The organism is Vibrio neptunius (assembly GCF_000967495.1).
Taxonomy (GTDB): domain Bacteria; phylum Pseudomonadota; class Gammaproteobacteria; order Enterobacterales; family Vibrionaceae; genus Vibrio; species Vibrio neptunius.
Genome location: NZ_JXXU01000018.1, coordinates 24,311 through 50,888 on the forward strand (window position 1 = coordinate 24,311; position 26,578 = coordinate 50,888).

At 45.6% G+C, this 26,578-nt stretch carries 24 protein-coding genes; 4 read left to right on the forward strand and 20 right to left on the reverse strand.

Features of this window, described 5'->3' with window-relative positions; all coding sequences use genetic code 11:
* Positions 1–58: 58 nt before the first annotated feature.
* The 7 genes from TW84_RS06650 to TW84_RS06680 all read right to left on the reverse strand — a co-directional run bounded on the left by TW84_RS06650 (position 59) and on the right by TW84_RS06680 (position 10,165).
* On the reverse strand, positions 59–1,312 hold the full coding sequence (locus TW84_RS06650) for an NAD(P)/FAD-dependent oxidoreductase (protein WP_045974871.1): 1,254 nt from the start codon (positions 1,310–1,312) through the stop codon (positions 59–61).
* Entirely contained in the window at positions 1,312–2,694 is a 1,383-nt protein-coding gene (locus TW84_RS06655; RefSeq protein WP_045974872.1) for an FAD/NAD(P)-dependent oxidoreductase, read from the reverse strand. The genes TW84_RS06650 and TW84_RS06655 overlap by 1 nt, the downstream gene beginning before the upstream one ends.
* Complete coding sequence (locus TW84_RS06660; RefSeq protein ID WP_045974873.1) at positions 2,691–3,011, reverse strand: (2Fe-2S)-binding protein; 321 nt, start codon at positions 3,009–3,011, stop codon at positions 2,691–2,693. Before TW84_RS06660 ends, TW84_RS06655 begins: the two co-directional genes overlap by 4 nt.
* A 613-nt stretch (positions 3,012–3,624) precedes the next feature.
* On the reverse strand, positions 3,625–5,169 hold the full coding sequence (locus TW84_RS06665) for a M28 family metallopeptidase (RefSeq protein ID WP_045974874.1): 1,545 nt from the start codon (positions 5,167–5,169) through the stop codon (positions 3,625–3,627).
* A gap of 84 nt (positions 5,170–5,253) precedes the next feature.
* Positions 5,254–7,593 carry a M4 family metallopeptidase gene (locus tag TW84_RS06670; protein ID WP_045974875.1) on the reverse strand — a complete coding sequence of 780 codons (2,340 nt, stop codon included), beginning with the start codon at positions 7,591–7,593 and terminating at the stop codon, positions 5,254–5,256.
* A 707-nt stretch (positions 7,594–8,300) separates the two neighbouring features.
* Complete coding sequence (locus TW84_RS06675; protein ID WP_045974876.1) at positions 8,301–9,281, reverse strand: ribonuclease Z; 981 nt, start codon at positions 9,279–9,281, stop codon at positions 8,301–8,303.
* Positions 9,282–9,289: 8 nt separating this feature from the next.
* Complete coding sequence (locus tag TW84_RS06680) at positions 9,290–10,165, reverse strand: LysR family transcriptional regulator (protein WP_045974877.1); 876 nt, start codon at positions 10,163–10,165, stop codon at positions 9,290–9,292.
* A 157-nt stretch (positions 10,166–10,322) separates the two neighbouring features.
* Here TW84_RS06680 and hisC point away from each other — a divergent pair, with 157 nt between their 5' ends.
* Complete coding sequence (gene hisC / locus TW84_RS06685; RefSeq protein WP_045974878.1) at positions 10,323–11,441, forward strand: histidinol-phosphate transaminase; 1,119 nt, start codon at positions 10,323–10,325, stop codon at positions 11,439–11,441.
* Positions 11,425–12,198, forward strand: coding sequence for an ABC transporter substrate-binding protein (locus TW84_RS06690; RefSeq protein ID WP_045974879.1), 774 nt, complete (start codon positions 11,425–11,427; stop codon positions 12,196–12,198). The genes hisC and TW84_RS06690 overlap by 17 nt, the downstream gene beginning before the upstream one ends.
* Positions 12,199–12,227: 29 nt before the next feature.
* Here TW84_RS06690 and TW84_RS06695 read toward each other — a convergent pair whose 3' ends face one another.
* The 10 genes from TW84_RS06695 to TW84_RS06735 form a co-directional block, all read right to left on the reverse strand.
* A complete protein-coding gene (locus TW84_RS06695) occupies positions 12,228–12,998 on the reverse strand; it encodes a substrate-binding periplasmic protein (RefSeq protein ID WP_240478146.1) in 771 nt (256 codons plus the stop codon).
* A 256-nt stretch (positions 12,999–13,254) separates the two neighbouring features.
* Positions 13,255–13,680 (reverse strand): YccF domain-containing protein, encoded by a 426-nt coding sequence (locus TW84_RS06700; RefSeq protein ID WP_045974881.1) that lies wholly within the window; start codon positions 13,678–13,680, stop codon positions 13,255–13,257.
* 28 nt (positions 13,681–13,708) lie between these two features.
* Positions 13,709–14,002, reverse strand: a complete 294-nt coding sequence (locus TW84_RS06705; RefSeq protein ID WP_045974882.1) for an antibiotic biosynthesis monooxygenase family protein — start codon at positions 14,000–14,002, stop codon at positions 13,709–13,711.
* Positions 14,003–14,041: 39 nt separating this feature from the next.
* Positions 14,042–14,770, reverse strand: a complete 729-nt coding sequence (locus tag TW84_RS06710) for a sulfite exporter TauE/SafE family protein (protein WP_045974883.1) — start codon at positions 14,768–14,770, stop codon at positions 14,042–14,044.
* 112 nt (positions 14,771–14,882) lie between these two features.
* Entirely contained in the window at positions 14,883–16,427 is a 1,545-nt protein-coding gene (locus TW84_RS06715) for a cryptochrome/photolyase family protein (RefSeq protein WP_045974884.1), read from the reverse strand.
* 1 nt (position 16,428) lies between these two features.
* Positions 16,429–17,751: a DASH family cryptochrome gene (locus TW84_RS06720; protein ID WP_045974885.1), complete on the reverse strand. Its 1,323-nt coding sequence runs from the start codon at positions 17,749–17,751 to the stop codon at positions 16,429–16,431.
* Positions 17,752–17,826: 75 nt separating this feature from the next.
* Positions 17,827–19,044 carry an MFS transporter gene (locus tag TW84_RS06725; protein ID WP_045974886.1) on the reverse strand — a complete coding sequence of 406 codons (1,218 nt, stop codon included), beginning with the start codon at positions 19,042–19,044 and terminating at the stop codon, positions 17,827–17,829.
* A 9-nt stretch (positions 19,045–19,053) separates the two neighbouring features.
* Complete coding sequence (locus TW84_RS23990) at positions 19,054–19,236, reverse strand: hypothetical protein (RefSeq protein ID WP_084720196.1); 183 nt, start codon at positions 19,234–19,236, stop codon at positions 19,054–19,056.
* 124 nt (positions 19,237–19,360) lie between these two features.
* The gene (locus TW84_RS06730) at positions 19,361–19,963 is read right to left on the reverse strand and encodes a glutathione S-transferase N-terminal domain-containing protein (RefSeq protein ID WP_045974887.1); all 603 of its coding nucleotides are present in this window, start codon (positions 19,961–19,963) and stop codon (positions 19,361–19,363) included.
* On the reverse strand, positions 19,954–20,367 hold the full coding sequence (locus TW84_RS06735) for a rhodanese-like domain-containing protein (protein WP_045974888.1): 414 nt from the start codon (positions 20,365–20,367) through the stop codon (positions 19,954–19,956). The genes TW84_RS06730 and TW84_RS06735 overlap by 10 nt, the downstream gene beginning before the upstream one ends.
* 121 nt (positions 20,368–20,488) lie before the next feature.
* Between TW84_RS06735 and TW84_RS06740 the strand changes: the two genes are divergently transcribed.
* A complete protein-coding gene (locus TW84_RS06740) occupies positions 20,489–21,454 on the forward strand; it encodes a helix-turn-helix domain-containing protein (protein WP_045974889.1) in 966 nt (321 codons plus the stop codon).
* A gap of 100 nt (positions 21,455–21,554) precedes the next feature.
* On the opposite strand, the gene TW84_RS25305 is transcribed toward TW84_RS06740, so the two are convergent.
* Entirely contained in the window at positions 21,555–21,689 is a 135-nt protein-coding gene (locus tag TW84_RS25305) for a His/Gly/Thr/Pro-type tRNA ligase C-terminal domain-containing protein (RefSeq protein WP_162197120.1), read from the reverse strand.
* 228 nt (positions 21,690–21,917) lie between these two features.
* On the opposite strand from TW84_RS25305, the gene TW84_RS06745 reads away from it, so the two are divergent.
* A complete protein-coding gene (locus TW84_RS06745) occupies positions 21,918–23,765 on the forward strand; it encodes a M3 family metallopeptidase (protein WP_045974890.1) in 1,848 nt (615 codons plus the stop codon).
* 194 nt (positions 23,766–23,959) lie between these two features.
* Here the strand turns inward: TW84_RS06745 and TW84_RS06750 are convergent, their stop codons facing one another.
* Together TW84_RS06750 and TW84_RS06755 are read right to left on the reverse strand one after the other, a co-directional pair.
* Complete coding sequence (locus tag TW84_RS06750; RefSeq protein WP_045974891.1) at positions 23,960–25,333, reverse strand: YjiH family protein; 1,374 nt, start codon at positions 25,331–25,333, stop codon at positions 23,960–23,962.
* Between the two features lie 293 nt (positions 25,334–25,626).
* Positions 25,627–26,526 carry a helix-turn-helix domain-containing protein gene (locus TW84_RS06755; RefSeq protein WP_205622473.1) on the reverse strand — a complete coding sequence of 300 codons (900 nt, stop codon included), beginning with the start codon at positions 26,524–26,526 and terminating at the stop codon, positions 25,627–25,629.
* Positions 26,527–26,578 lie beyond the last annotated feature (52 nt).

Below are 26,578 nucleotides of genomic sequence, written 5' to 3' on the forward strand. Positions count from 1 at the left end.
TAACCAGAAGATGAGCCAGCTTGGTTGCTGGCTCAGTTCTATTTACACGCGAGCGTGTTTACAAAGCGTGATCCAGTTGGTATTTACCAATCATTTCACCTTCGCTATTTAGGAAGCGTTGGTAAGAAAAAGGCGAGATATCAACGCAAGTCGGCAAACTTCTCACAAGCTCATCAAGAATTCGCCCAGTGATCGCTGACGTCAACATCCCCGTGCGGAAATGTCCGCATGCATTGAGGTAGCCCTCGACACCCGGAACAGGGCCAATAATAGGTAGCTCATCTGGAGACCCCGGACGCAAGCCCGCCCAACAACGCTTGATGTTCATATCTTTTAGCGCTGGTATGGATTTCATCGCACCTTGACCTAACTGCTTGATGTACTTAATGTCGTTACTGGTATCAAACCCGCGCTCTTCAGTCGTTGAACCAATCAAGATTTCACCATTGTCTTTTTGCGCGATGTAACAGTCACTGGTTGTCAGACAACCATTCAGTAGCTTAGGCAGTTTCTCTGTGATGATCACTTGTCCTTTCACCGGGAACACGGGTAATTTATAACCGGTTGCCCACTGACTAATGGTCTCTGCCCAAGCACCTGCAGCATTGACCATCATTTTACATGGCAACACACCCTGCTCGGTTTTTACCGCAGTAACTCGATTGCCTTGTCTTTCAATGCCTGTCACTTTGGTATTCAGATACAGCTCAGCCCCATTTTGGCGTGCGGCTTCCAAATACGCTTCATTGAGACGATACGGATTAATTTGATGGTCACAGTCAAACTCCATCGCCCCAATGGCTTCCTTGGAAACATTCGGCTCTTCAGCGTGTAGCTCATCTTGAGTTACCCAGCGGACGTGATCATGACGATCCGGCACTGCTGCTGCGATTTGCTCAGCGTACATACGATCGTACTTATCGAACAGCAAAAACTTAAGCCCAGTGCGTTCAAACTTGAAGTCAACACCGTGGTTTTCAACTAACTCTTCGTATAGAGCGGGATACATAGCGTTCGACATCATCGCCATATCAAAAAAAGGTTTTGGCATTATATGAGGATTCATTTCCGGCGCTTCGCTAACCCCAGACTCCTGCATTTGTTTCGACAACGTCTTAAAAAGGATGACACCACAACCAAGTCCAGTCGATTCGCCCATCGCCCACAGCCCACCTGCCGATGCTCGAGACGCATTCCCTGGATATTTGAAGTCAACAACGGCAATCTTTAGATCTTTCTGTCGGCTAAGGAAATAAGCAATGGACGCACCAATAACACCGCCACCACAAATGACTACATCATACGCTTTCATTATTCTTCCTCCAGCGCTGCAAATGGGATTGGATCAAGTGGGAATCTAGGACGAACTAAGCCTTGTTCCTGACTGAACCCTTCTTTCTTCAACCTGTCGTAGCAATAGTGAGCGCAGGTTTTGCCCTGACAGTCACCCATAGTGACGCGGGTACGCATTTTTAGAGTCACAATATCGCGGCAGCCTTGAGCTATCGCCTCATCTATCGCTTTTTTCTTAACCTGTTCACAGCGACATATCACCGTATCTTCTTCTGGTAGAGAAAGCAGGCCTAACTCACGGAAACCCGCATTGTCGAATGCCTGACGAAAACGATAGAGACGAGATAACTTACGTCGTATCTCAACTATGTATTGCTCTGCATCCGCACTACCCAGTTTTCCCATTTCACAAGCAATGGCTTTTGCGGCAATCTTGCCTTCAAGCATGGCAGCGTCTGCACCTGCAATTTTAGCGCTATCACCAGCGCAGAAAATGTTTTCCTGGCTGCTCTTTTGCCATTTATCAACGGCGGGGATCGCCCCACTCATGTGGTCATACTCTATGTTAAGACCGATGAGTTGGGCCAATTGTGAGCGAGCAGCAAAGCCATAGCCCACACCTAGAGTATCAACAACATGAGTCACAGCCTGAGAGTGATCTGGAAACCAGTTGTTATCATAAGGAGCAACAGTGACTTCATTGAGTTGGTCGGTGCCTTCTGCTTTTACAAGTCCCCAACCGTAATGGAGAGGGATATTGTGCTGCTTGAGGTACCACATCATTGATAGCCCGTCTAACGCTTGCTGAGGGCGATTGAGCATTGCAAATGTTTCCTTGGCTATTGACGAAAACTTTGCCGCTTCATAAATCGCTTCAACCTGACAACCAGCTTTGTGTAACTGACAAGCGACGAGCACCAACAGTGGTCCACTGCCCGCGATCACGACCTTATTCCCAGGACGAACTAAACCACTCTTGATTTGAAGCTGTATAGCACCTAGTAGCATCACTCCAGGAAGCTGCCATCCCGGAAAAGGGATACTTCTTTCCTGACACCCAGTGGCCAATATCAGGTGGTCATAGTCAATGCGAGAAAGCTTGTGATCATGCGTCAGTAACAAGCTATTTTCTCCTAAAGGCCCAAGTACTCTTGTCTGAGTTCTTAAATCGATAGAAGACGCGTTGCTCTGGTAATCTTCTTGAAGCTTATCCATCGCCTTGGTGAGTTTTTCATCTAAGTGGGGCATATCCGCTGTTTTGCGCCACGGCCCACGATAGATAACCCCTCCAGCTTTCGGTGCTTCGTCAATGACGGTGGTATGAATACCAAAGCGTGCCAGTTCGGTTGCCGCCGACATACCTGCCGGCCCACCCCCTACAATCACGACTTTATTAGTCATATCTCACCCCCTTGTTCCATCACCAAATTGCGGCTAGTTTCCACCTTCATATCTGGCTTCACGATCGTCTGACAGGCTCTTTGCTTGTGACGACCATCAATGTGCAGCAAGCAACAATGGCACACTCCCATTCCGCAGTATGCGCCTGATTCAGCGCCATAATCATTCTTCATTAACTGACGAATGTTTGAAGCTAACAAAGCACTGAGTACACTCTCACCTTCAACAGCCGGAATGGTTTTTCCGTCAACATTGATGGTGAAGGGCTTATCGAGCACCTTAGTAATATCTTGGTTTCTTTTTGTTATAGAATTCATATACCTCTCCAATGCAACAAAGCGCACACGCATCATACCCATAAAAAAATTAAGGGAAATGATCAAAAAAGACGCATTTTCAATTTAAAAAGAGCCATCACAATTATTGTGGGAAATACTTGTGCTACTACTCAATATCTCATCAGACCACTGCAAAAATAGAGTTTGGCAGAATAATCTGTCCGAAAAACACAAGGATTCATACAGAAAATTTATGACCACGACTCATAATAGTGAATTAGAAAAATTAATTTTCGATGACATGAGCTAGGTTTCGAGCGTTAAGCTCTTTAAAGTAAAACCTATCTCCAGTGTCTCCTAGTTCAGCTCTCAGCCTCTTCTCGTTAGAACTTATAGATACCTTTCCACTGGTCGGTATTGCATCTCATCAGTCACCCAATGCTTGGCGAGGGTAACTCACCAGAAAGCTATCTACTTAGAAGCTAGCGATCACGAGCCCTTGAACACACTTGTTCAGGATTCTTTGCACCAGTATATAGGCAGAGTAAAATGACGAATGTCGGTCGCCAGATATCCTATTGGTTTGCCCTAAACCAAAATTCAGTGACGACTCATCATCAAAAAAGTCCACCATTTGGTGGACTTCTTTCTGTTATTGCTTCTGATCCTGTGCATTTTCTGGGCTAAAGCTAGCCACAATATCTACTTCATCAAAGTTACGGTAACCACGAATCATAATGTTGAACTCACCGGCTGGTTTATTGAATACACACTGTTCATTGCTGCCATTCTGGAATGGACGACAGTCATATTCTGTTTTCGAAACCGAACCTTCGTAGGTCACATATAAATCCGCATCACCACTGCGTGGCCCTGTAATAGAAATCGTCACCTCACCTGGCTCTGTGGTGCGGAAAACGAAGAACTGTTCATCAAAATAACCAGACGTCAGATTCTCCACTGGCGTACCGTTTTCCAGCTCCTTCACTGGCGACTCAACATCATCCAAACTGGTTTCAACCAAGTAGGCGATCGCTAACTTAGCAAATTTACTCGCATGGCTTGCAGTTGGATCGGAATTCTCCAGCGTGTCGTGTTCAGTGTGGATATGCGGGTTGTAATCATTGAACATGGTTTCAAACGGCATTGCTGACGGGTAACCAGCGTTATGCCATGAAGCGTGGTCAGAACAGGCGTAGCCACAGCGGTCAAAATCATAAGTAATTTCACTCGCGTAGGTGTCAATCAGTTCACTGAGAAATTGCGTTAAATTCGCGTCGGTGTAATCGTTGATGAAAGTAATATCATGAGCCGAACCGTTGTAGTTGGTCATATCCAGTTGCAAGGCAGAGACAACATTCGCCTGCTCGCCTTTCAGCGTTTGAGCAATGTCTTGAGAACCTCGCAAGCCCACTTCTTCTGCAGCATAGCCGTAGAACTTGATGGTGCGATCTGGCTGGATACCGCTGGCGATCATCAGGCGAAGTGCTTCCGTCACCGTCGCTATACCCGAAGCGTCATCATCGGCTCCCGGTGATATTGTACCTTCGGTTGTCCATGACCCAACTGTTGAATCTAGGTGACCACCCACCACAACGATCTCGTCTGGGTGCTTGGCACCGACTAAAGTAACTTCAACCGATTTCTGTGGGTAATCACTGTGTGAGATTTGCTGAGCTGAGGCATAAGGTACATCCTTAATCTCTTCTTGCCAGCGCTCTAGCAACCAGTTCGAAGCAGCAATACCCGTAGAGGTGGTATAAAAACGGTTAGTAAAGCTGGTTAGGTTTTCAATGGTAGTAACCATGTTGTTTGGTTCAACCTGCGCAATCAACGACTCGACCGTATCGTGGTGGCTGATCACCGGCTTCTCAAACGTACTCATCGACAGTGGCATACCCGCTGCTTTCATTGCGCTTGCCTTGTCTGCATGCACCATGTAACCACCACAACGGTGTTTTGCTTCGTGCATATGACTGGAAAGCGCCGCCAACTGCTTCTCATTAATTTTGGCGACAACAGCATTTGGATTCGCTGCAAAGCCGCTGACTACCGCTGCCCCGTGCTGCGTAACCAAATGTTGCGCATCTGCATCTGTGGTAATCCATACTTCTCCATCTTTCAGTACGTTGACATCTGAAGCAGCAAAGGCGGAAGCGCTCCCAAATAGAGCTAAAGCTAGTAATGTCTTTTTCATAGCAGAGCTGAGTTCCTTATAAATTCTTTAGGCTTGATAAAAAGCAGGGCCCCATAGAAGGAGCCCCGTCGTTTTTAGAATGGACTAGTTGGCTTTGATGAAGCGGTAACGCTTCGTTTCAGAACAAACGTCACCTGAGGTACATACCTGGTACTCAACATCAATCGTGCCGTTGTGACGGAACTTGTCGACGTAAGAGGTAAATTCAGTTGCACCCACCACTTTGCCATTGCGTTTCACAACAAAGTAATCGTCTGTTAGGTATTCCCAAGCTAGCTTAACGCGGGCCTTACCATTAGGCTGCTTGTTACCAAATTGCAGTTTAAGTGGGAACGCGTCTGTTGCCGTATCTTCAATTGTGATGGTCTTATTAGTCGACGTCGCAGAACCAGCATTGTCTGTTACCGTCAGAGTCACAACGTAATCACCAGCTGCCGCGTAAGTGTGGCTAACCACAGCACCTGACTGAGAGTTACCGTCACCAAGATTCCACTGGTAAGAAACAATCTCGCCATCGCTATCACTGCTCGTGCTGGTTAGGTCAACTTTCTTGCCCGTGACAACGTGGTTGAATGAAGCTACTGGTGGAACGTTAGTGCTACCGGAATCAAACGATGCTTTAAGGCTTGCATCTGCATATTCAGAGTAGCCAAATACATTGACGGTATAACGGCCAGCCGTTGGGTTTTCGATGACACAGATTTCATCAGTCACCGACTCACTCTTACAGATGTTTTCCTGAGAGCTCGGTGCGTAGTCAAGACCAACGTATATATCTGGGTCGCCAGTTGACACGCCAAGTTCTACCGTTAGCTTCTCTTTACCTTCTGGCACTTCTATATCGAAGTAAGTTTTCGAGCCTGTACCACCAGCAACCGTCACTGCTTGAGCGTTTTCGAGACGTTGATACTCTGGCTCAGGTGGTAAAGGTGGCTCAGCACATGGCTCAACACCAACCAGACCAAATGCCGCCACAACATCTTCAGAGTTGTAACCTAGGTCATTTGCAGCGTTTTTCACACCACAGGCGCCTTGCCAGAAATCACTGTCTTCTGCCCAGTAGATCTGGTTGGCCAGAACAAACAATTCAAATGCTTTCTTAGTATCCCAACCCTGTGTGGTCGCGATGTGGTAGAAGGCTTTATTGAATACACCAGAACTGTAGTGAACGTTAAGACCATCGTAGTAGTCAGAAGCGTGATTGATAGAAGAGCCGTCACGTGAAGGATCATCCATGTAACGCAATGCACCGTCTGCTTTAAAGATGTCACGACCGACCATCCAGTCGTTAGTCCCTTTCATGTAGTATTCAGCGGCTTCACCAGCGATATCTGAGAAGGCTTCATTCATACCACCAGACTGATTTGCATAAATAAGACCAGAGTTTTGCTCAGTAAAACCGTGGCTGACTTCGTGCGCGGATACATCCAAACTCACTAGAGGGTAGAAGTAACTTTCACCGTCACCGAAGGTCATTGCCTGACCATCCCAGAAGGCGTTTTCGTAACCGTTTCCATAGTGAACACGCATCATCAGTTTGAACGTCAGCGGTGCCGTATCAAACCAGTCTTTATACATGTCGAATACAACGTTACCGAAGTAATGTGCGTCGTTCAGCGGTGAAAAAGCACCATTGATTTCTTTGTGCGCATTACGCGGACATTCATAGGAATAAGGCGTAGAGCCTGACGTCGCACCGTTCAGATCCACGGTGACAACGTTATCGGATTCCATTACACACTCAGTGCCGTTTTCCGTCACATCAAGGTAGTGGTAATCAGTACCGTACTCATACTGGCCTGTTTTCTCGTTACCGCCAGGGCCAGTACCAATTTGGGCGTGGGCAATCCCCTCCCAACGTTCAATAATTTCACCGCTGTGGGCATCCAACATGGTAAACGGACGCGACGGATGAGCTTTACCTTCGATTAGGTAAGAAATCACATAAATCAAACGAGTTTTATCACCGTCTTGATATACGTAAAGGTCGTCTTTGGCGTTCGCTAAAGATGGACTCGCTGCAACACCAGCTTTAAGATCTTTGCTCGCCAGCTCTAGTGCTTGTGCACGGTTGAGAGAAGGTTTTACGAACTTACGATCAACGCCGGCCATCTTAACGTATTTACCCTGAACGGCTTTTAGGGCACCACCTTTGGCACTTTGCGTTGCATTTAGGTAGTGACCCCAAACAGGCACTCCCCAGATATTTTGCTGGACTTTGACTTTGTAGATACCACGCTTCTTCAGGTTAACTTCTTTTACCATTTTGAAGCTGGAGGCATTGTCTACACCAAGCTGAGAGTTCAGCCCGGAAAATGAAGTAAAGTTGATTGGTTTGCTTAAATAAACTGACTCACCGGCATGTGCAGATAGTGACATCGCACTCGCTACGGCTACTGCCAAAAAATGCTTGGCTATTTTCATTATGATTCTCCTTATCGTGGCATTTTATAAATGCCGGAGATAAACATAACATTAACAATTTAAATTAATACAAACCATTTTTAACAATTATTTAATAAATCAAACAAGTGCACAATATCAACAGTATTTATTTTATCAATCATAAATTAAACCAATTTATTTCAAACAAAATCAGTTAGCGTCAAGTATAAAACCTATTAATTGATAAAAACTATAGGGATCTTTGTATTATACAAATCCCTCTATAGATAAAACTAACTATATTTATAGTAATCAATAGAAACAGTTATTTATAAAAAACACAGTTCATCACAATGAAGAGAAAATCATTTATAGTCATTTTTCAGATATTTTAAATTTAAAAAATGAGCAAAGTAATATTTATACCCTTATATTTTATGACAAATTTAAAAATATAAAGCCGTTCAATAGTGATGATTACTGAATAAATCGAACTCGGCTTAATACCAATATTATCGCGACCAGCAACTGAAGTATAAAGCATGTAACGAATACCGCTTGCTCACCAAAGCTAACAACTATATATGGCACACCCCAAACTAGCCACGAGGCTCAAACAGTTTGAAAAATTGAGAAAAGCTTAATCAAAAAAGACATCTATCAACCACTCTTTCATGTAGAACAGGAGCTCAATATCTCAGACACCGTGACAGCACCTGCACTGCTTGCTAACGGTTGGACAGACTTCAATCAGATGGTGATGAAATAGGTGGCTCGACTAACGTCACTTTACCCTGTTTGTCGATTCGATAGCGCAGTAAGTCTTGTGCAAGGAATAAGTTGCCAGAGTATACCTGCTCAGCCTCTGAGCGAATAATCTCGACTGACAGCTCCGCTTGAGGGTGTCGCTGATAACGTGGGCTAAAATGAGTAAGAATCAAGTTAGGGATACCAGCGACTTCAGCAAACTCCGCAACCAACTTTCCGTAGCTGTGGCCAAACGCTTTCGCCTGTTTGGCAAAAGCTTCGGCATAAGTCGACTCATGAACCAGCAAATGGCATTCTTCACATAAGTGTTTGAGCAACTCAGGCTCGGCATTATCACCAGCGATAACAAACTTTCTTGGCCCATGTTCCAAATAAGTGAACTCTTCGCTGATCAGCGTTTTACCTTGATGTTCGACATTTTGCCCTTTGACTAACTGCCCCCATAACGGGCCTCGTGGTACACCTTGCTGTGCCAGCTTGTCAAAATTTAGATAAGCTTTTACCGTACTTTCGGTAAAACAATAGGCGAAAGAAGGCACACGATGCTCTAATTCACACAACGAAATAGTGAATTGGCCTATCGTCATTGAGGGCAAAGATTCAGCAGAGACAAACTGAAGCTCGTAAGGCAAGTGAAGCTTAGTAAATTGCATTGTCGCTTCAAGCCATTCTCGGATCCCTTTCGGCGCAATAATGATTAAAGGATCTGAACGACGATTCATTCCAGCGCTGGCAAGTAAGCCCGGCAAACCAAAGCAATGGTCACCATGTAAGTGAGTAATGAAAATCGCCTTGAGGTAATTGAGCGACAAGGGCGTATGCAGCAACTGGTGTTGGGTGGCTTCACCACAATCAACCAGAAACCAGCCTTTGCCTACGCTTTCCATCACAGCCGTAGCAGAGACGTTTCTTGCTTTGGTTGGTGTACCTGATGATGTCCCTAATAAACAAATTTCCATCATTTACCTTATTGTTGTTCCAGCCAGTCAGATAACGCTTTGACCGATTCATTCGGCTCTTGATTGGCTGAAAGCAGAAAGTAACTATTGCCAGATCGGATACGTTTATCAAACGGGCAGAGCAAGCGATTTGACCTTATGTCCTGCTCCGCCAAGGTGACATCTCCCACGGCCATCCCAAAACCCTGTTGAGCGGCATTCATGGCCTGATCTAACGTAGCAAACGTCTGATTCCCTTTCCCTTTAAGTGTAGATTCGTCACAACTGTTGCACCATAGCATCCAGTCAGACTGCTCAGGGTTTGCATGTAACCAAGTAAAGCGATTGACCAAAACGTCTTGTAAGGGTTCATTCCGCTCGACGCACTGTGACCACAACTGAGGTGAACAAATGGGCGCTAGAATTTCATCAAACAACAGGGTTTGGGAAACCTGTTTACTTCGCACTGGCTTACCATAAACGATCACCATATCAAAACTGTCAAAATCTGGATGAAACTGGTGCTTAGTAGTTGAAGTCAGTTCGACATTCACATCAGGGCTGGTCTGCTGAAAATTGGCTAAGCGCGCCAGTAACCAGGTGGTAATACAGCTGGGTGCGAGTAGCTTTACACGGTTGGCACTTTCAGACACTTCTCTGACTGAGCGTTGTAAGCGCTTGATAATATCTTGCGCGAGTGGCATGAACATACTCCCTTCAGGCGTCAAGGCGAGTCCTCGAGCACGGCGATAAAACAAGCTCACTCCCATCAAAGATTCGAGAGACTGAATCTGCCTGCTGACCGCACCTTGCGTCATGTTGAGCGACTCAGCGGCATGGGTCAGGTTAAGGTATTCAGCAGTTGCTAAGAATGCCTGTAAGTTTTTCGTCGAAGGTAAGCGCATCATTACCACCCTACTAGCTATGCGTTTTATGCATAGCTAGTATGCCTTTATTTCGATTCTACTCAAATGGATTTTTGACTATGTTTTTATCAAATAAGAAATTCTACTTATTAATTCGTTTTGTTATTGATTTATTATGCAGTAAAGGGATATTGAAATGACGTCACTGGCAGACAAGATCGCACCAGATAACATAAAAAAATTAATACCTTATCAATCTGCACGACGCATTGGAGGGTCTGGTCGGTTGTGGCTAAACGCCAACGAGTTAGAGCAACCACTGCATTTCAGCGACCAACAAAATGCTTACCATCGTTATCCTGACTTTTTGCCTCAGGACATCGCTTGCGCTTATCAGAATTACTGCCACACCCAACAGCCCGTTCTCGCAGTGAGAGGCGCTGATGAAGCGATTGATCTTCTCGTGCGCACTTTCTGCCAACCCGGAAAAAGTCGCATCGCTATCTGTAGCCCTACGTATGCGATGTATGAATTTTGTGCTGATTCACTTGCCGTTGAAACCATCGACATCCCTTTGCTTACGCCGGATTTTGCTCTGGATGTAGACGGTGTTGTAAAAGCGGCGGAGTCGGCAAACTTGGTGTTTCTTTGTTCACCCAATAACCCGACAGGCCAGATGCTGAGTCGACAAGATGTACTATCTGTGCTCGAACAAACACAAGATCAAGCACTGATTGTCGTGGACGAGGCATACATTGATTTTGAACTTGAAGAAAGCGTTATCAGCTTAATCGAGCAATACCCAAATCTAGTCGTTATTCGTACTCTCTCTAAAGCCTTTGGCCTTGCTGCTGTCCGATGTGGCTTCATTATCGCTGATACATCCGTGATGGACTACCTATATAAAATGGTCCCCCCTTACCCAATGCCAGACAGTTCAGCCGAAATCGTATTAAACGCACTGAGCCAAGAAGGGTTGGCCAAAGTGACACAAAGTACCCAGAAGTTGATCGCCACTAAACGTTGGTTCGTTGACCAGATCCAGTCATTAGGTTGGATTGAGCAGATCTACCCTTCTTCCACCAACTTCGTGCTGATTCGCACCCGATCGGATATCGATCTGTTCAACTATTTGCTTAATGCTGGAATCGTCACCCGCAACCAATCACACGAGCCGAGCCTGAATCACTGCGTGAGAATCACGATTGGCTCACAAGAATCTATGCAGGAAGTCGCTACCATCATTGGCCACTTCGCTGACCCAGTATCCATGAAAAACGAAGATAAGGATTTCGAACATGAAAAAAGTGCTTAGTGTCATTGCTTGTACTGCAGCTCTTCTGTCTACACCTACTTTTGCAAAGCAAGTACGTCTGGCATCCGACTTCACTTACCCGCCGTTTAACTACAAAGATCAAAGCGGCAACCCAACTGGATTCGATATCGAAATTGCCGATGCATTGTGTGCTGAAGCCAAACTCGATTGTACCTGGGTCGCTCAGAACTGGGATTCACTCATCCCAAGCCTGTTGGCACGAAAGTCGGATGTCATCATGGCTTCAATGCGTATCACCGAAGAGCGCAAAAAGCGTGTATTGTTTACCAACAAGTATTACCAAACTCCGGCTCGTTTTGTCACAGCGATGGACGCTAAAGTCGACATTTCAGCGCAAGGGATGAAAGACAAAGTCATTGGTGTTCAAGGGGGTACAATTCACGATCGTTATGTAACGGACAAATTCGGCGACGTCGCAGAGATCAAACGCTATACTGGTCAGGATGAAGTCTACATTGACATGGTAAACGGCCGCTTGGATCTGACTTTTGGTAATTCTGATCAGCTAGCGTTAGCATTTCTAGCCAAAGAGATTGGACAGGGGTTCAAGTTTGTCGGCAATCCTGTGACCGACAAAGCCTACATAGGCGAAGGGACAGCGTTAGCAATGCGCCAGAGTGACAAAGCACTGACTGAGAAATTCAATAAAGCGATTGTTGCTATTCGCACCAACGGTACGTATGACAAGATTGCGAAAAAATACTTCTCTTTTGACATCTACGGTGAAGAACTGTAAATCCATTTGGGCCTGCCATAGGCCCATTTTTATTGCTTAGCCACCTGTTTTCGATAACGAAGCATCACAGCGCTATCCGGTTGATAAGCGTCAATCAAAGCTGCGAGCTTGCCTTGTTTTTTCAACGTATCAAAGCTTTGAGTTAAAGCATGAACTATCTCCGGAGACGTTTGCTTGCCCGTAACTAACCACAATGCTTTGCACAATGGCTTTACCTTCATCACTTCAACAAAATTTTCAGGCTCAAAGCCGTATTGTTCCATCCGATAGGGGTAGCTGACCGTCACCAAAGGCGCGTAGTCGACCCGATTCGCACGCAGCAAGCGAATCGCATCCTTACCGTAGTTAACTGGGATAATCCGAGCAAAACCCAGAGACTGAATCAACTCTTCAAACGACCCCTCAGTTTGTGCACCAAAACGAAAGCCTTTGAGCGCCTGCAGTTGATCCGTTTCTAATCTTGGCCCATTAACATGGCGGTAGATCCCGACTTCGTAGGGTGAGACCTCACCAATCCAATGAAATTTGTCTTCTCTGACTGGCGTACGCGACACGGAAAACAGCAAGGCGTTCTTACGATTTTGTGTGATTCGCATTGCTCGTTTCCAAGGCGTGAAATGAATCTGATGAACTTGCATAGGAAAGGTTCGAGCAGCGTCTTGTACCACAGCTTCGACAAACTTGACCACATAACCTTCTGCCACACCATCTACTTCCACCTGTAGCGGCGGAAATTCCTGAGTGTAGAGCTCCAGTTCTACAGTCTGGGGGTTCGCATAGCTGATTGTAGATACGATCAAACTTGACGCGCAGAGTAAGGTTTTTATCTTTGTTATCCAGCGCAGCATTAAGGGGTTATTCTATTTCTAAGTAGCTAATTTAGCGCACTACTATAAATGACATTTATATCGGGTCAATGTCATACAGGCCCAAACTGTCGGGTTAAGCCATCTCTTTTATTAGACAACTGAACGAGGAGCTCACTAGCGCTTCTAATATAGGCGGGCGTCACTTAATCTTTGACTGAAAGCAGAAAAGCCCCAATTGGGGCTTTCATTATTTAGAATACCTAGCCATCGCCGCTTGCTCTTTCGGCACCACAGTTTTACCAATCGGAGCTAGCGAGATGTACGCCAGTTTAAGGTGCTGAATAGCAAATGGAATACCAATGATGGTCACAAAACACGCCACTGCTGACAGGATATGACCTATCGCTAACCAGATACCAGCAAACACAAACCAAATGATATTGCCAACTAGGCCCAATGGGCTAGTGCCAATATCCATTTCATTGGTCAACTCATCTCGGGCAATCGCTTCCTGACCAAACGGGAAGAAGGAAAAATTGCCCATCACAAAACAGGCCCGCCCCCAAGGGATACCAACGATACTGATAAAAGCTAGCAGGCCGAAGAACCACCACATCAGGCCCATGACAACTCCGCCCAGCAAAAACCAAATTATATTACCTATCGTTCTCATAACCTGTTGTTTCTCCTTTTAGAAAACCTTAATCGAACACACTCTCATAATGTTCTACGGTCGGGAATGGATCATAAAAATGATGTAAAAGTGCTTTCCATTCTTGGTACTCAGCAGATTGCCTGAACCCGATTTCATGGTCTTCTAATGTTTGCCAGTTCACTAACAAGATATAGCGCCCCGGATTCTCAATACAACGTTGCAACTGGTGTGAAACATAGCCTTTCATACTTGAGATGATAGCCTGAGCTTTTGCAAAGTTTTGCTCAAAATCTTTCTCCATATCTGGCTTCACATCCAAGATGGCGACTTCTAGTATCATGTTTTTTCCTTAACCTAAGATGAACGTCAATAAAATGAGTTATACCAAGCCCTGCCAGACTGCCGTCGCACCACTGACGGTACACAGCATCAATGCTCCAAGGCGAATTTTTTCTTTGGGCAGAGATTGAGTCGTTGCTAAGGCGAGTTTATACCCCAACCACGCAGCAGGAAGAAGCGGAATACTGATCCACAGATGACGCGTCGTCAAAAAGCCCGCAGGCATTTGGATAATCAATGAAATGATTGAGCTGAATACAAAAAAGGCCGACAAATTGCCTCGCAGCTGATTCGCTTCCTGATGTTGTAACAACAAAGCCATCGGCGGCCCTCCAATACCAGAGCTAGTGCCGAAAAAACCAGAAAAGAAACCAGCTACGCCCATGCGGGCTGGTGTAGGCTCAATGCGAAAAGGAAGTAGACTCACTGCGACTGCAAACAATACCAGCAAGCCAAGCCATAGCGCCAGCAAATCGGTCGATACCATCACCAACAGCACACCACCCGCGATAGAGCCCGGTACTCGACCAATTAATGCCATCTTAAGCCCCCCAATCTCTACGCTATCTCTATGCTTCAGTGCATTGAGAATTGAGATATAAAGCGCTACCAAGCAGATAGGAGCAGGAACATAATCTGGCGAGATAAGAAATAGCAGCGGTGCGGCAACAATCGCTAAACCAAAACCAATCGCCGTCTGCACGAACGAGCCAAGAAAAATCAGCAAAGCAGCGAGTAACGCCTCTGTGGTTATCCATTCCGCATACATATAAACAAAGACCGTTGGGATCAAAGGTCTTAATCATAATCCATTTTATTCTCAAGCGGTTCCCTAAATACCCTCTGGCACATTTTTATTTCCCATCACGCTAGAGATTGAGTTACAAATTTTCAATATGCGCCAAATAATACTCTGCCTTTTGCAAAATCTCACTTTGTGCCTGTTCCTCAAGATTGTCCCAAGACCGATAAATAACGCCAATACGCGGGTTTTGCGTTAGCGTTTCTCTGTGTTTGTGCATGAAACGCCAATACAAGCTATTCAATGGACAAGCATCGTCCTGCGTTTTTTTGCTGTGGTTATAATGGCACCCTTTGCAGTAATCACTCATTCGATTGATGTACGAACCACTCGCAGCGTAAGGTTTCGTTCCCACAATGCCACCATCGGCGAATAGAGCCATACCTCGGGTGTTAGGCATTTCTACCCATTCAATCGCGTCCACATAGATACCGAGATACCATTCATCAACCTGGGCTGGGGCAATCTCTGTCAACAAACAAAAGTTGCCTGTCACCATGAGTCTTTGAATATGATGCGCATAGGCGAAATCCAACGATTGCCCGATGGCTTCCTTCATACATGCCATTTTCGTCTCTCCAGACCAAAAATATTCAGGCAAGTCGCGTTTAGCGTCGAAGTGGTTGTGCTCAGCATAATCTGGCATATTGGCCCAGTACACGCCTCGGATGTATTCCCTCCAACCGAGAATTTGACGTATGAAGCCTTCAGCCTGAGAAATATCTATGTCTGGGTTCGACTCATACGCTGACAATGCACTATCAATCACTTCGAGAGGGTGAAGCATTTTGCTGTTTAAGGCGAAGGATAATCGACTATGGTAAAGCGACCATTTTGATGCATGCGCCTGGGTCATTGCATCTTGAAACCGGCCAAAGTTAGGTAGGCATACGGAGCAAAAGTGGGCAAGTAGCGTCAGACTTTGATTGCGGTTGATCGGCCACAACAATGGGCCTTCAAGTTGCCCTATAGTGCTGATATTGTGCCGCTCAAGCGACGCTCTAATCTCAGTGACATCATTGCCAAACAATAGCGGGGTTGGCAAACGCTCTATATCCGCTATTTTGAGTTTGTTGCGATTGTTCGCATCGTAATTCCACTTTCCACCTTTGGGCTTTCCATCTTCCATTAAGATGCTGAAATTTTTTCGCATTTTACGATAGAAATGCTCCATCATAATGTGCTTTCCTGGAGGAAAATGCTGTTCAATCTGCTCAAAAGACAGAAGAAAGTGTTCACTCTCTGTACGTTGAATACGGCAGCCTTGTATCTCTATTTCATCGAGGAGCGTTGCTAAACGAAACTCATCTGGTCTTTGATACTCGAACACGGTTGCACCAGATTCTTTGACATAGTGACGGACGAGTTGCGAGACATCAGAGAATGCCAAAGTTTGGTCCAGATTGAGGTGCAGCACTTCGTGCCCATCTTGCTGAAGATCATGCGCAAAAGCCTGCATTGCTGCGAAAAATGCACACACTTTTTGTATGTGATGTTTAACATAAGTCGCCTCGGGATGGAGCTCTGCAATCAAGTACAACACAGATTTGTCTGATTCTTTAAACCAAGAGTGACGCATATTGAGCTGATCGCCGAGAATAAGGCGGATAGTGTTAAACGTCATCTTACTCATCTCCTTTTGAACAAGAGAGTGGCCAGTCGACCATATCAACATGATCACTTGGCGTATTTGCTTTATTTCCGCGCCACCGCTCTATGAAAATCTTATCTGGATCGTACATTTCAGTTTGTTTCGCTAAATTAAAATGACGAGAACCTCTGGGGTCCGCGCCCACGCCCGCCAAATATTGCCAATTCCCCCAGTTCGAAGCGACATCATAATCAACGAGTTGAGTCTCGAAGTAGGCGGCCCCGTAGCGCCAATCCAAACCAAGTTCATGAATCAAACAGCTTGCTACGAGTTGCCTGCCTCTATTAGACATGTACCCCGTCGCTTTAAGCTGTTTCATGCACGCATTGACGATTGGGTATTGCGTTTCACCATGTTTCCATTGCTGAAACCGGTAGCTATAAAAGCTTGTCAATGGTGCGATATCTTTAACGCCAGAAAACTTAAACAAACGTCTTCCCCACTGCTTTCCATACCAATGAAAATACTCCCGCCACAGCAACTCAAAGAAAATCCAGTAAGTTGAGTCGTTGGCTCCTTCCCTCTGCTCATATTCTTGAAGCAATACAAAGATCCTCTTCGGACTCAGGCATCCTAAGGCTAACCACAGAGAAAACTTAGTCGAAAAATCAAAACCATCGAGCTCGTTGCGAGTTTGTTTGTAGTGACTTGCTAAAGATGTAGCAAAGTAACCAGAACAATGTGCGAGCCCCTGAGTTTCTCCCCCAGCGAATAGCTGACATGGTACCTTTTCTATGTTTAATGTGCTGATTACCTGCGCAGGTTGTTCAGGTAACAAAGACAGGCTTGATTCTACACCGATAGGAAGGTGCTCGACTTGCTTTCTGAATTGGGTAAAGGTGCCGGGCAATTCGCCTAACCTAAAAGGGAGAAGGCGCTGACTGAAGAGTGTGTTAACTGGTTCTTGAATACAGGTGAGATCCGAGTGCAGCTGAGACAACCTGTCGACTACGCTTTGCTCATTGACACCGGAAAATAGGTCACAGTACAAATGCGTGACATCATAATCTCGGATAAAACGATGGAGGACATCCAGAGGGCGGTCATCACAGACGATCAAATGCTGTCCCATATTTTCGAGAGATATCGATAAACAGGCCACGGATTGCTGAAGAAATGCCATTCGCTCAAAGCCTAAACTCTGTTCTTGTGAATAACGAATCAGATAACTGTCCATCTGAGGCAAGCAATAGATGCATAGCAGGCTATCAACTTCACAACTCGCCTGCCATAGCAATGGGTTATCTTGGGTGCGAAGATCGCAAGTGAACCAGTAAAGACCAACTTTTTGTTTCAAGCCTCAGCTCCTGACTTTTCTCTTTTACATTAGTACGTGAGAAACAGGAACTAAGACTTGTGGCGAATGAATTTATTACGCTACCGCAAAGCGTCGAACAGGCTTGTCGTTGATTGGCAGATGAATAATCGCCGCAGCAAACGCGAGAACAACCGTCGACCACCAAATGGGCTCATAAGAACCGTAGTAATCGTAAATACGGCCACCAGCCCAAGCCCCTAAGAAGCTACCGACCTGATGAGTGAAAAAGACCAGCCCATAAAGCGTCGACAGATACTTAGCGCCAAAGATCTGCCTCACTAAGCCAGACGTCAATGGCACGGTACCTAGCCAACAAAAACCAATAGCTGCACCAAATATCGCTGCTGTGTGCTCAGTAACTGGCAATGTCACAAATGCACCAATCACCATGGTACGCATCAGATACAGCGCAGACATCACATGGCGTTTACTGAATTTATCGCCCATTACTCCCCAAAAATAAGAGCCGAAGATATTGAAAACCCCGACGTAAGCGAGTGCCATCGCAGCCGTTGAAGCAGGTAACTGTTTGTCGGCTAAATAGCTAGGTAAATGGGTAGCAATAAACATCACGTGGAAGCCACAAACGAAGAAACCAAGATGGATCAGCCAATAACCTTTATGAGACAACGCCTCTTTTAACGCCTGACTAAGCGTTAAATTGTCTTCTTTCATCTCACTAGCAGAGTTTTCATTTTTGACTGCGGTTTTCGGCGCTCGCATAAACAATGCAAATGCAATCATTGTTGAGCAAAGCATAGCAAAGCCCTGAAGCGCCCCTTGCCATCCCAAATCACTCAGCAGCATCTGCGCTCCGGGAATCATAGCAAACATACCAAAAGAGCCAGCAGCAGTGGTCAAGCCAAATGCTTTTGCTGCGTGCTCCGCAGGGACAACTTTAGCAACGGCGCCAAGAACGATGACATAACTGGTTGCGCTCAGGCCTAAGCCAACGAGAACACCAAGCGTCCAATAAAGTGTTGAAGGCTCGACAGCGATAGAGGTCAAATACAGGCCAACACCATACGCCATAGCGCCTGCAATGATGATGCGTTTTGCGCCGAATCGGTCAGCAGCCATACCGACAAACGGCTGAAAGACACCAAACAGCAAATTTTGCAGCGCAATAGCAAAGCTGAAAAATTCACGTCCGGTTTGAAAGTAATCTGAAACCGGCATCATGAAAATACCAAAAGATTGCCTGATACCTAGGCAGATAACCAGAATGGCGATACCTAACCAGACCATTGCTGGAAAACGGAAAATGCTCATGAACTGACCTTAATGATGGTGATGATGAGAATGGTCACCGGACATATCGTGACTTTGCTGGTGGCAACCGCTATTGATCGCCTGCTCCGCTAACAGTTCCATCAGACGCGGTGACTGATGGACGGCCAACAGAGTTAGGCAAAGCAATATCGTCATTCTCACGAGCTGAGCAAAAAGTGATTGAGAAAACATAATTCATAGTCTCAGCAAGAAAACAAAAGAGCGCGAAGTGTATTGAGCCTCTCTTGATGACTCAAATGACATTTTCACAATGACTCTATGCATGTTAGTCATAGAGTTATTGTGGATTCCTCAATCACCCGTTACGCCACTGTTTGGCTGCTTCAATCGCATCAGTTAACCCGTGCCACTCAAGCAAGCTTCTTTGGTATTCCGCCGCTTTGCCTTGAAGAGAAAGGCCGTAACGTTCGAGGCGATAAGCTAAGATCGCATAGAAGGCGTCAACCACGGTCGGCTCATCGTACATAAACGGCAGCCGAGCCTTGGCAAAAATGGTATTGATACGCGTAAGATCAGAGGACAGCTCTTGCATAGGAAGTGAGTCAACCTCCAGCTTATCCAGAGTAAACGAGCAATGCGTTCTCAGTGCGACAAAACCTGAGTGCATTTCACAGCATAAACTTCGTGCTTCTGATCGTTGAAAATCACTTCGAGGTAACAATTTTCCTCCCGATAGTTCGTTTAAATACTCACTAATGGCCAGCGAATCATGGATCACGCGGTTGTTATCAATAATGAGTGCTGGGACGAGCCCTGTCGGAGAAACCAATTTAAGCTGTTCTTTCGCCTCAGGTTTCGTTAGATCGATCACCTGAGTTTCCATCTCTACCCCTGCAATGTACGCACATATCCAAGCGCGCAAAGACCAAGTAGAATCTGTTCCAACCACTAAGCGCATGCTTCAGCCTCCTGTTTGACCAGCTCAAACCCTTCATCGAGCCAGCCTGTGACACCACCAATCATTTTTTTCACAGGTCGACCAAGTTTTGCCAAACGAATAGCCGCCTTCTCGGTACCATTGCAGTGTGGCCCGGCACAATACACCACAAACTGTGTATTTGGTGGAAAGGCGCTCAGGCTCTTTTCATTCAACCTCGGGTGAGGAATGTTAATCGCTCCCTTTACCTGTCCTTGCGCAAATAGCTCTTCTCCTCTGACATCAAGCAACACAAAGTCCATACGATCATTGGTGATAGCATGATGAACATCCCAGCAGTCTGTTTCAAACTCCAATAGTCGACTGAAATATTCCAGCGCTCGCTCACTACTGGCGGCTGGAACTCTAGTTACTGCACTTGTCATAACGTCTCCTTGTTTGTCTTTTGAAACATTATTGCGTTCAAATAAGCAACTCAACACTGGCCTAAAAGCCAATATTCGATAATAATCAGCCAAAGACTGTCACTCACTAACGAGTCTCCAGATGATCAAAGTTGCCATTCTTGCCCACTCTCACATCACCTTGTTTGAAATGTCCTGCGCTGCAGAACTGTTTGCCTTACCACGGCCTGAGTTCGATCCTTGGTATGACTGCGAGATCATTAATATGGAGAATAAAGATTTTGACAGCACAGGTGGTATTACACTCAAGACGAAATTCGTCGAGAGTTTAAAGAGTTATCACACATTGATCATTCCTGGCTGGCCGACTGGAGACTACGATATTCCTCCACTTATTCAGCGCGAAATTCGTCAGTTTGTCAGCGATGGTAAACGCGTTTTGTCACTTTGTTCAGGCTCTTTTTTACTGGGAAAACTCGGGCTGCTTAGAGGGCGTAAAGCCACCACACACTGGATGTATGAGAATGCATTTCGTGAGCAATTTCCTGATGTCGAATACCAGAAAGATGTACTGTACGTAGTCGATGGACAAATTGGATGCTCAGCTGGAAGCGCTTCAGCACTTGACCTTGGTCTGGCAATTATCCGTCACGATTACGGTTATCAGATTGCTAATCAGGTCGCGAAAAGGCTGGTCATATCTTCCCATCGAACAGGCGGACAAGCGCAGTTTGTTGAAACACCCATGCTCAAAGTTCCGGGCACATTTTCACAAGCGATCGCCTGGGCATCTGAGAATCTGGATAAAGCCATCACGGTTGAAGACTGGGCGCAGCAAGCCAGCATGTCTCGACGTACTTTTGATCGTAAATTTCGCGCCAGTTTTAGCCTTTCCCCCAAAGAGTGGCTGATCCAACAGCGCATCGAAAGAGCAAAAGGGTTGCTGGAAACCGAGTCCTTACCTATCGAACAATTGGCTAACCAAGCCGGGTTTGATAACGCCGTGACTATGCGCCATCACTTTCGTCGCTTGGTGGGCGTTTCCCCGCAGAAGTACAGAGCGCAGTTTGGTAAGATGAGTAGTAAAAATCTAGGCGATGAAGCCTAAGTCAAGCAATACAAAAGTAGGCCTGTTGGCCTACCTCATTTGTCACTATCACCGACCAAAACTAAGCCAAAGACAGTGCCACCTCCGAACGGCCCACTATCTAGCAGGCTTGACTGAGTTTTTCCTTGAGATAAATAATGAGTTCATCCACTGCTACCTGAACAATTGTTCCATCCTCACGGCATTTTATCGCCAGACTGTTGTTGGCTCGCTCCTTGTCTCCCACTACCAGCACATATTTCAACCGATTGATAATCGTCTACTTCAACCAAACCTAATGGTCCCGTTTGACTGCAACGCCCAATTTTATGGAAGAAATCACCAACAGTATGTTGGTGAGTTTTGGAGCTAAACTCACTTAACGTTAGAAATTGAGAAAACACAAAAATGCAACATATGTAACTGATTCCATTAAATCAGTTATGTGATAATACTACTTCATACCCACATTTTATGGACTGAAATGACTGCCACTCAATACCTCAAAGATCTCAACCAGCGTTACCTAGACGTTCATCGTACCAAAGAAGATTTATTCTGGGACACCTATATGGGGATCAGTAACGAACATGATCGTTACACGGCTGCGCAAACCGCATGGACTCACTTCCTAAGTAATGCTGAGCAGATTGCTACTATCGAACAACAGCTCAGTACGCTCAATGAAATAGCCGATACAGAAGAACGTAACCAAACTCAAATCGGGCTTGAAGGCTGGCTAGCCACTTTTCGCTCACACGCTATCGAAGGAGATAAAGCTCAGGCTCTTAAGACGGAACTGATCGCATTTGAAACTGCACTGTTTGAGAAAAAACAAAACCATGCGCTGGTTTACGTCAACGAACAGGGAGATCAAGTTGACGCTTCTTTACCGGCACTGCGCTCAACCATAATGGCAAACGATAATGAAGCCGTACGCCAGTCAGCACATCAAGCATTGTTAGATCTTGAACAGTGGCTCCTCGGTAATGGCTTTATTGACCTAGTCAAACTGCGCAACCAGTTTGCCCGCTCTTTGGGGTACGACAATTTCTTCGATTACTCAGTGCTTAAAAACGAAAAAATGACCACCACTGAGTTGTTTAACATTCTGGATGATTTCGAGCAGCGAACCAGACAAGTCAATCTCACCAGTTTAGACAAACTCGCTAGTGAAAAAGGCCAAAATGCGCTCACAGGTTACAACTTCAATTACTCCTTTTCTGGCGATTCGATGCGTGAACTGGATCCATATGTACCGTTTTCCAAGTCACTCAGACGCTGGGTAGAATCTTTTGGCCGGCTGAACATTGATTACTCTGGCGCAGAGCTCACTTTGGACTTGCTGGATCGTCAAGGAAAATACCAAAATGGTTTTTGCCACGGCCCTATTCCTTCGTTTTATAACGATGGGCAATGGGTCGCGGCCAAGGTCAATTTCACCAGTAATGCAAAACCCGATCAGATTGGCAGCGGTTATGATGGTATCAACACCCTTTTCCATGAAGGTGGTCATGCCGCGCACTTTGCCAACGTCAAGATGAACTCGCCTTGTTTTTCTCAAGAGTTTGCACCGACGTCAATGGCTTACGCCGAAACTCAATCCATGTTCTGTGACAGCCTGCTGAATGATGCCGACTGGCTGAAACAATACGCTCTAGATGTGGACGGTAATCCAGTTCCAAACGAGATCATTCAATCGATGATCAATTGTAGCCAGCCGTTTAAGGCGTATCAGGAACGCAGCATTTTAGTGGTGCCTTACTTCGAAAAAGCCTTGTATCAACTTAGCGATGAGGAACTGACGGCGGAACACATTACGGCTTTAGCACGTCAGTGTGAGAAGCAGATCCTGGGACTAGAGTGCAGTCCTCGCCCATTGATGGCGATTCCTCACTTACTTTCTGATGAGGCATCCTGTGCATATCACGGTTACTTGCTAGCAAACATGGCAGTGTATCAAACACGAGCTTACTTCCTCGACAGGTTTGGGTATCTGACTGACAATCCTGAAATCGGTCCCTTACTGGCAGAACATTATTGGCGTGCAGGCAATCACTTATCTCACAATGACACCATCAAGAGTCTGACAGGAGAAGGCTTCAATGCCAAATATCTTGCCGAGGCATGCAGCCTCACTGCCAATCAAGCGTGGGAAATTCAAAAGCAAAAAATTGCCGACTTAAATGATCGTGAACAAATCAATGCAGCACCGTTGAATGCAAAGATCAGCATCGTTGATGGCGCCAATTGTTTAGCTGATAACGATACCTCTGATGAGATGATGTGTAAGCAGTTTGAGCTTTATATAGAAAAAACATACGGCTGTTGATCATCCATAATGAGTCAGACTAAGAGCTGGCTCAAGCAGCTCCGCATAATACAGATGCCAATAAACATCGTATTCCCTAGCTCTCGGGCATGAGTTAAATCTGTACCAGCTTTGATGATAAGTAGCCCATAAACAAATTAGCCCGCTAAGTCAGACGTAGCGGGCTAGTTCATTAGGCAGTGTCAATCAACGCATTAGAAGATCCAATGTGCGACCAACACAATGATTGGCAGCGTAACTAGCGTTCTTAGCAGGAAGATAGCGACCAACTCCAAAAAGTTCACAGGAACTTTACTGCTTAGAATCACAGAGCCCGTTTCTGACATGAAAATCAGCTGAGTTACGGACAATGCTGCCACAACAAACTTGGTCAGATCGGCATTAATCGTCGACGCTGCGATGATCGAAGGTACGTACATATCAGCAAAACCAACTAGCATGGTTTCCGCAGCGGCTGCTGCTTCCGGAACATTCAACGCGTTTAGCAGCGGAATGAACGGTGCGCCCAGTAATGAGAATAATGGCGTCGTTTCAGCAACAACCAGACCTAAAGTACCGATTGCCATAACCACAGGCAGCACGCTGATTACCATGTCCAGTGCGTTGTGCACACCTTCTTTAGCTACCGCTCCAAGGCTTTTCACTTTGCTTGCTCTGTGCAGTGCCAACTTCAAGCCAAAGCCCATAACCGACTGACCCGCAGGCACCAATTCATCATTACGATTAGGCTTAGTGCCATCAATGTACAGGTCTTTCTTATACGATAACGGTGGCAGATACTGAATCACCATCGCAGCAATCACACCAGACAAACAGATAGAGAAGTAGAACGGGACAAAGAAATTCTCTAAGCCAACCTGAGTTAATACCACCAGCGAGAAAGAAATCCCAACCGGAGAAAACATAGTCGCGACAACCGCTGCTTCACGCGCAGTGTATTTTTTGTCTTCATATTGTTTACTGGTCAGAATCACCCCAACGGTGCCATCACCTAGCCAAGAAGACATACAGTCAATCGCAGCACGACCTGGCAAACGGAAAACTGGGCGCATAAAACGGCTCAGAACAGTACCGAGCAACTCAAGCAAACCAAAGTTGAGTAACAGTGGCAGCAGCAAACCAGCCAGGAAGAAAGTCACCAGTAAAGAAGGCAGAAGGTCATTAAGAACCAGACCACCCGTATTGCCGTTCCAAATCACTTCAGGCCCGATCTGGTGTAATGCCATAAGAGTGAATACTGCACCTAAAACTCGAACGACTAGCCAAACTGGCGTCAGAACAAACAGTCTTGTCATCAATGCAGATTGAGTCACAAAAGTTGGCTTGATGAGGCTGGCAAGAATAGAAACGACCGCAGAAAAACAAATCACAGCGGTGACAGTTGGTAAAATCGCATCTCCAAGGATCGCTTTGACGCCTTTCGCCATCAGCGCTAGCGGAAAGGTGAAGTTGCCATCAATGGTTAACGGTGCAAGGAAAAAGAAAAGACCCAACAAAGACGGAATTGCGAACATCAATATGTTGCGACTGTTTTTGTGGTTCTCTTCGGCTAATAGTGTATCACTCATCTGACTGCTCCCTAGATGATTATAATTTCACAATTAGTGAATAAGTTATCGTTGCCGCAATTATAACGACAAAGATTTCACACTCAAGCAAATAATGAAAAATAATTCACCAAAAACGCATAATAATATAAATCAATACGTTATGGAGCTAAGCAAATTGGTGGCATTTTGTACATGTAAACTTTAACAATAAACACAGACTCTTTAATCCCTCTCTTTTATACCGAGCGAAAATGTGACTATTTATGCAACAACTACAAGGGAAGTTATTCGAATGAACCCGATGAATAGAGTTAGCGGATAATAGGTATCTGAAATGAAAACGTTGCCCCTCCTGTTAAGGTCAACTCAATATCACGAACCATTTCAATCAAAAAAGCGTTGCCATCAATTTCCAACTTCTGTTCGTCTACGATCTCAAACAGCGCTTCTACAGCAGCACTGTAAGCAACATCAGAAATCAGATACACCTCAGCGCACAGGTAGTACCCTTCAGGAATGACAAAATCGTAGATAGCTTCGTCGACTTGCCAATCACCAATGAAGGTCTCAATTTGGTCCCATACTTTTTCAAGTTGGTTAATCGGTGTTGCGCCGAGTAAATTGACTGTTTTTTTGCCATAGATTTCGATCACCGAATCCCAGTCAGGATCTTCCAGAGCGATCTTTTTCATCCCTCGCTGAGGGTACCAAATCAACTCAGTTGGCATAGACTTGGCCAACTCGCTTTCAATCGACTGCTGAGCGCCGGGATGAGCAAGCTTAGCAATAAAATCAGCCGTCTCTCGCGGTGTGGATTCATAACCCATTTTGCGAATTTGTTTCGCCGTCACACCAAGCTCTCTCTTTAAAGCCTTACCTAAGGCTTGCGAAGAAGAGAAACCACAATAGTGAGCTACCTCCATCACACTCCAAGGTTCATCATTAAGCAGCAGATTCACCGCGACTTGCAGTCGTAATCGGCTGAGATACTGCCCCGGCGTCTCATGGAACAATTCGCTAAACTGGCGATGGAAATGATAAGGCGATATTGCGCTCTCAGTAGCAATTTGCTCCCACGTTCTGTGTTCTGCCAGCTCGTCATGCATCAACTTCAATGCGTGGGCAAAGCGGTTTCTCAGATGCTCTGGCAGCGGTTCTAATAACGCAATTTCAGGCACCAGTTTAAATGCAGGTTTCTCTTGTTGTGACATAGATACGGGCCTCACTGGAGCGACAGAATCACTATCGCCCGTCAACCGGATA

What these genes read in the sequence shown, in the direction of transcription:
- TW84_RS06650 (WP_045974871.1), bottom strand. Translation starts at nt 1,312, where the DNA reads ATGAAAGCGTATGATGTAGTCATTTGTGGTGGCGGTGTTATTGGTGCG.
- TW84_RS06655 (WP_045974872.1), bottom strand. Translation starts at nt 2,694, where the DNA reads ATGACTAATAAAGTCGTGATTGTAGGGGGTGGGCCGGCAGGTATGTCG.
- TW84_RS06660 (WP_045974873.1), bottom strand. Translation starts at nt 3,011, where the DNA reads ATGAATTCTATAACAAAAAGAAACCAAGATATTACTAAGGTGCTCGAT.
- TW84_RS06665 (WP_045974874.1), bottom strand. Translation starts at nt 5,169, where the DNA reads ATGAAAAAGACATTACTAGCTTTAGCTCTATTTGGGAGCGCTTCCGCC.
- TW84_RS06670 (WP_045974875.1), bottom strand. Translation starts at nt 7,593, where the DNA reads ATGAAAATAGCCAAGCATTTTTTGGCAGTAGCCGTAGCGAGTGCGATG.
- TW84_RS06675 (WP_045974876.1), bottom strand. Translation starts at nt 9,281, where the DNA reads ATGGAAATTTGTTTATTAGGGACATCATCAGGTACACCAACCAAAGCA.
- TW84_RS06680 (WP_045974877.1), bottom strand. Translation starts at nt 10,165, where the DNA reads ATGCGCTTACCTTCGACGAAAAACTTACAGGCATTCTTAGCAACTGCT.
- hisC (WP_045974878.1), top strand. Translation starts at nt 10,323, where the DNA reads ATGACGTCACTGGCAGACAAGATCGCACCAGATAACATAAAAAAATTA.
- TW84_RS06690 (WP_045974879.1), top strand. Translation starts at nt 11,425, where the DNA reads ATGAAAAAAGTGCTTAGTGTCATTGCTTGTACTGCAGCTCTTCTGTCT.
- TW84_RS06700 (WP_045974881.1), bottom strand. Translation starts at nt 13,680, where the DNA reads ATGAGAACGATAGGTAATATAATTTGGTTTTTGCTGGGCGGAGTTGTC.
- TW84_RS06705 (WP_045974882.1), bottom strand. Translation starts at nt 14,002, where the DNA reads ATGATACTAGAAGTCGCCATCTTGGATGTGAAGCCAGATATGGAGAAA.
- TW84_RS06710 (WP_045974883.1), bottom strand. Translation starts at nt 14,770, where the DNA reads ATGTATGCGGAATGGATAACCACAGAGGCGTTACTCGCTGCTTTGCTG.
- TW84_RS06715 (WP_045974884.1), bottom strand. Translation starts at nt 16,427, where the DNA reads ATGACGTTTAACACTATCCGCCTTATTCTCGGCGATCAGCTCAATATG.
- TW84_RS06725 (WP_045974886.1), bottom strand. Translation starts at nt 19,044, where the DNA reads ATGAGCATTTTCCGTTTTCCAGCAATGGTCTGGTTAGGTATCGCCATT.
- TW84_RS23990 (WP_084720196.1), bottom strand. Translation starts at nt 19,236, where the DNA reads ATGTTTTCTCAATCACTTTTTGCTCAGCTCGTGAGAATGACGATATTG.
- TW84_RS06730 (WP_045974887.1), bottom strand. Translation starts at nt 19,963, where the DNA reads ATGCGCTTAGTGGTTGGAACAGATTCTACTTGGTCTTTGCGCGCTTGG.
- TW84_RS06735 (WP_045974888.1), bottom strand. Translation starts at nt 20,367, where the DNA reads ATGACAAGTGCAGTAACTAGAGTTCCAGCCGCCAGTAGTGAGCGAGCG.
- TW84_RS06740 (WP_045974889.1), top strand. Translation starts at nt 20,489, where the DNA reads ATGATCAAAGTTGCCATTCTTGCCCACTCTCACATCACCTTGTTTGAA.
- TW84_RS06745 (WP_045974890.1), top strand. Translation starts at nt 21,918, where the DNA reads ATGACTGCCACTCAATACCTCAAAGATCTCAACCAGCGTTACCTAGAC.
- TW84_RS06750 (WP_045974891.1), bottom strand. Translation starts at nt 25,333, where the DNA reads ATGAGTGATACACTATTAGCCGAAGAGAACCACAAAAACAGTCGCAAC.
- TW84_RS06755 (WP_205622473.1), bottom strand. Translation starts at nt 26,526, where the DNA reads ATGTCACAACAAGAGAAACCTGCATTTAAACTGGTGCCTGAAATTGCG.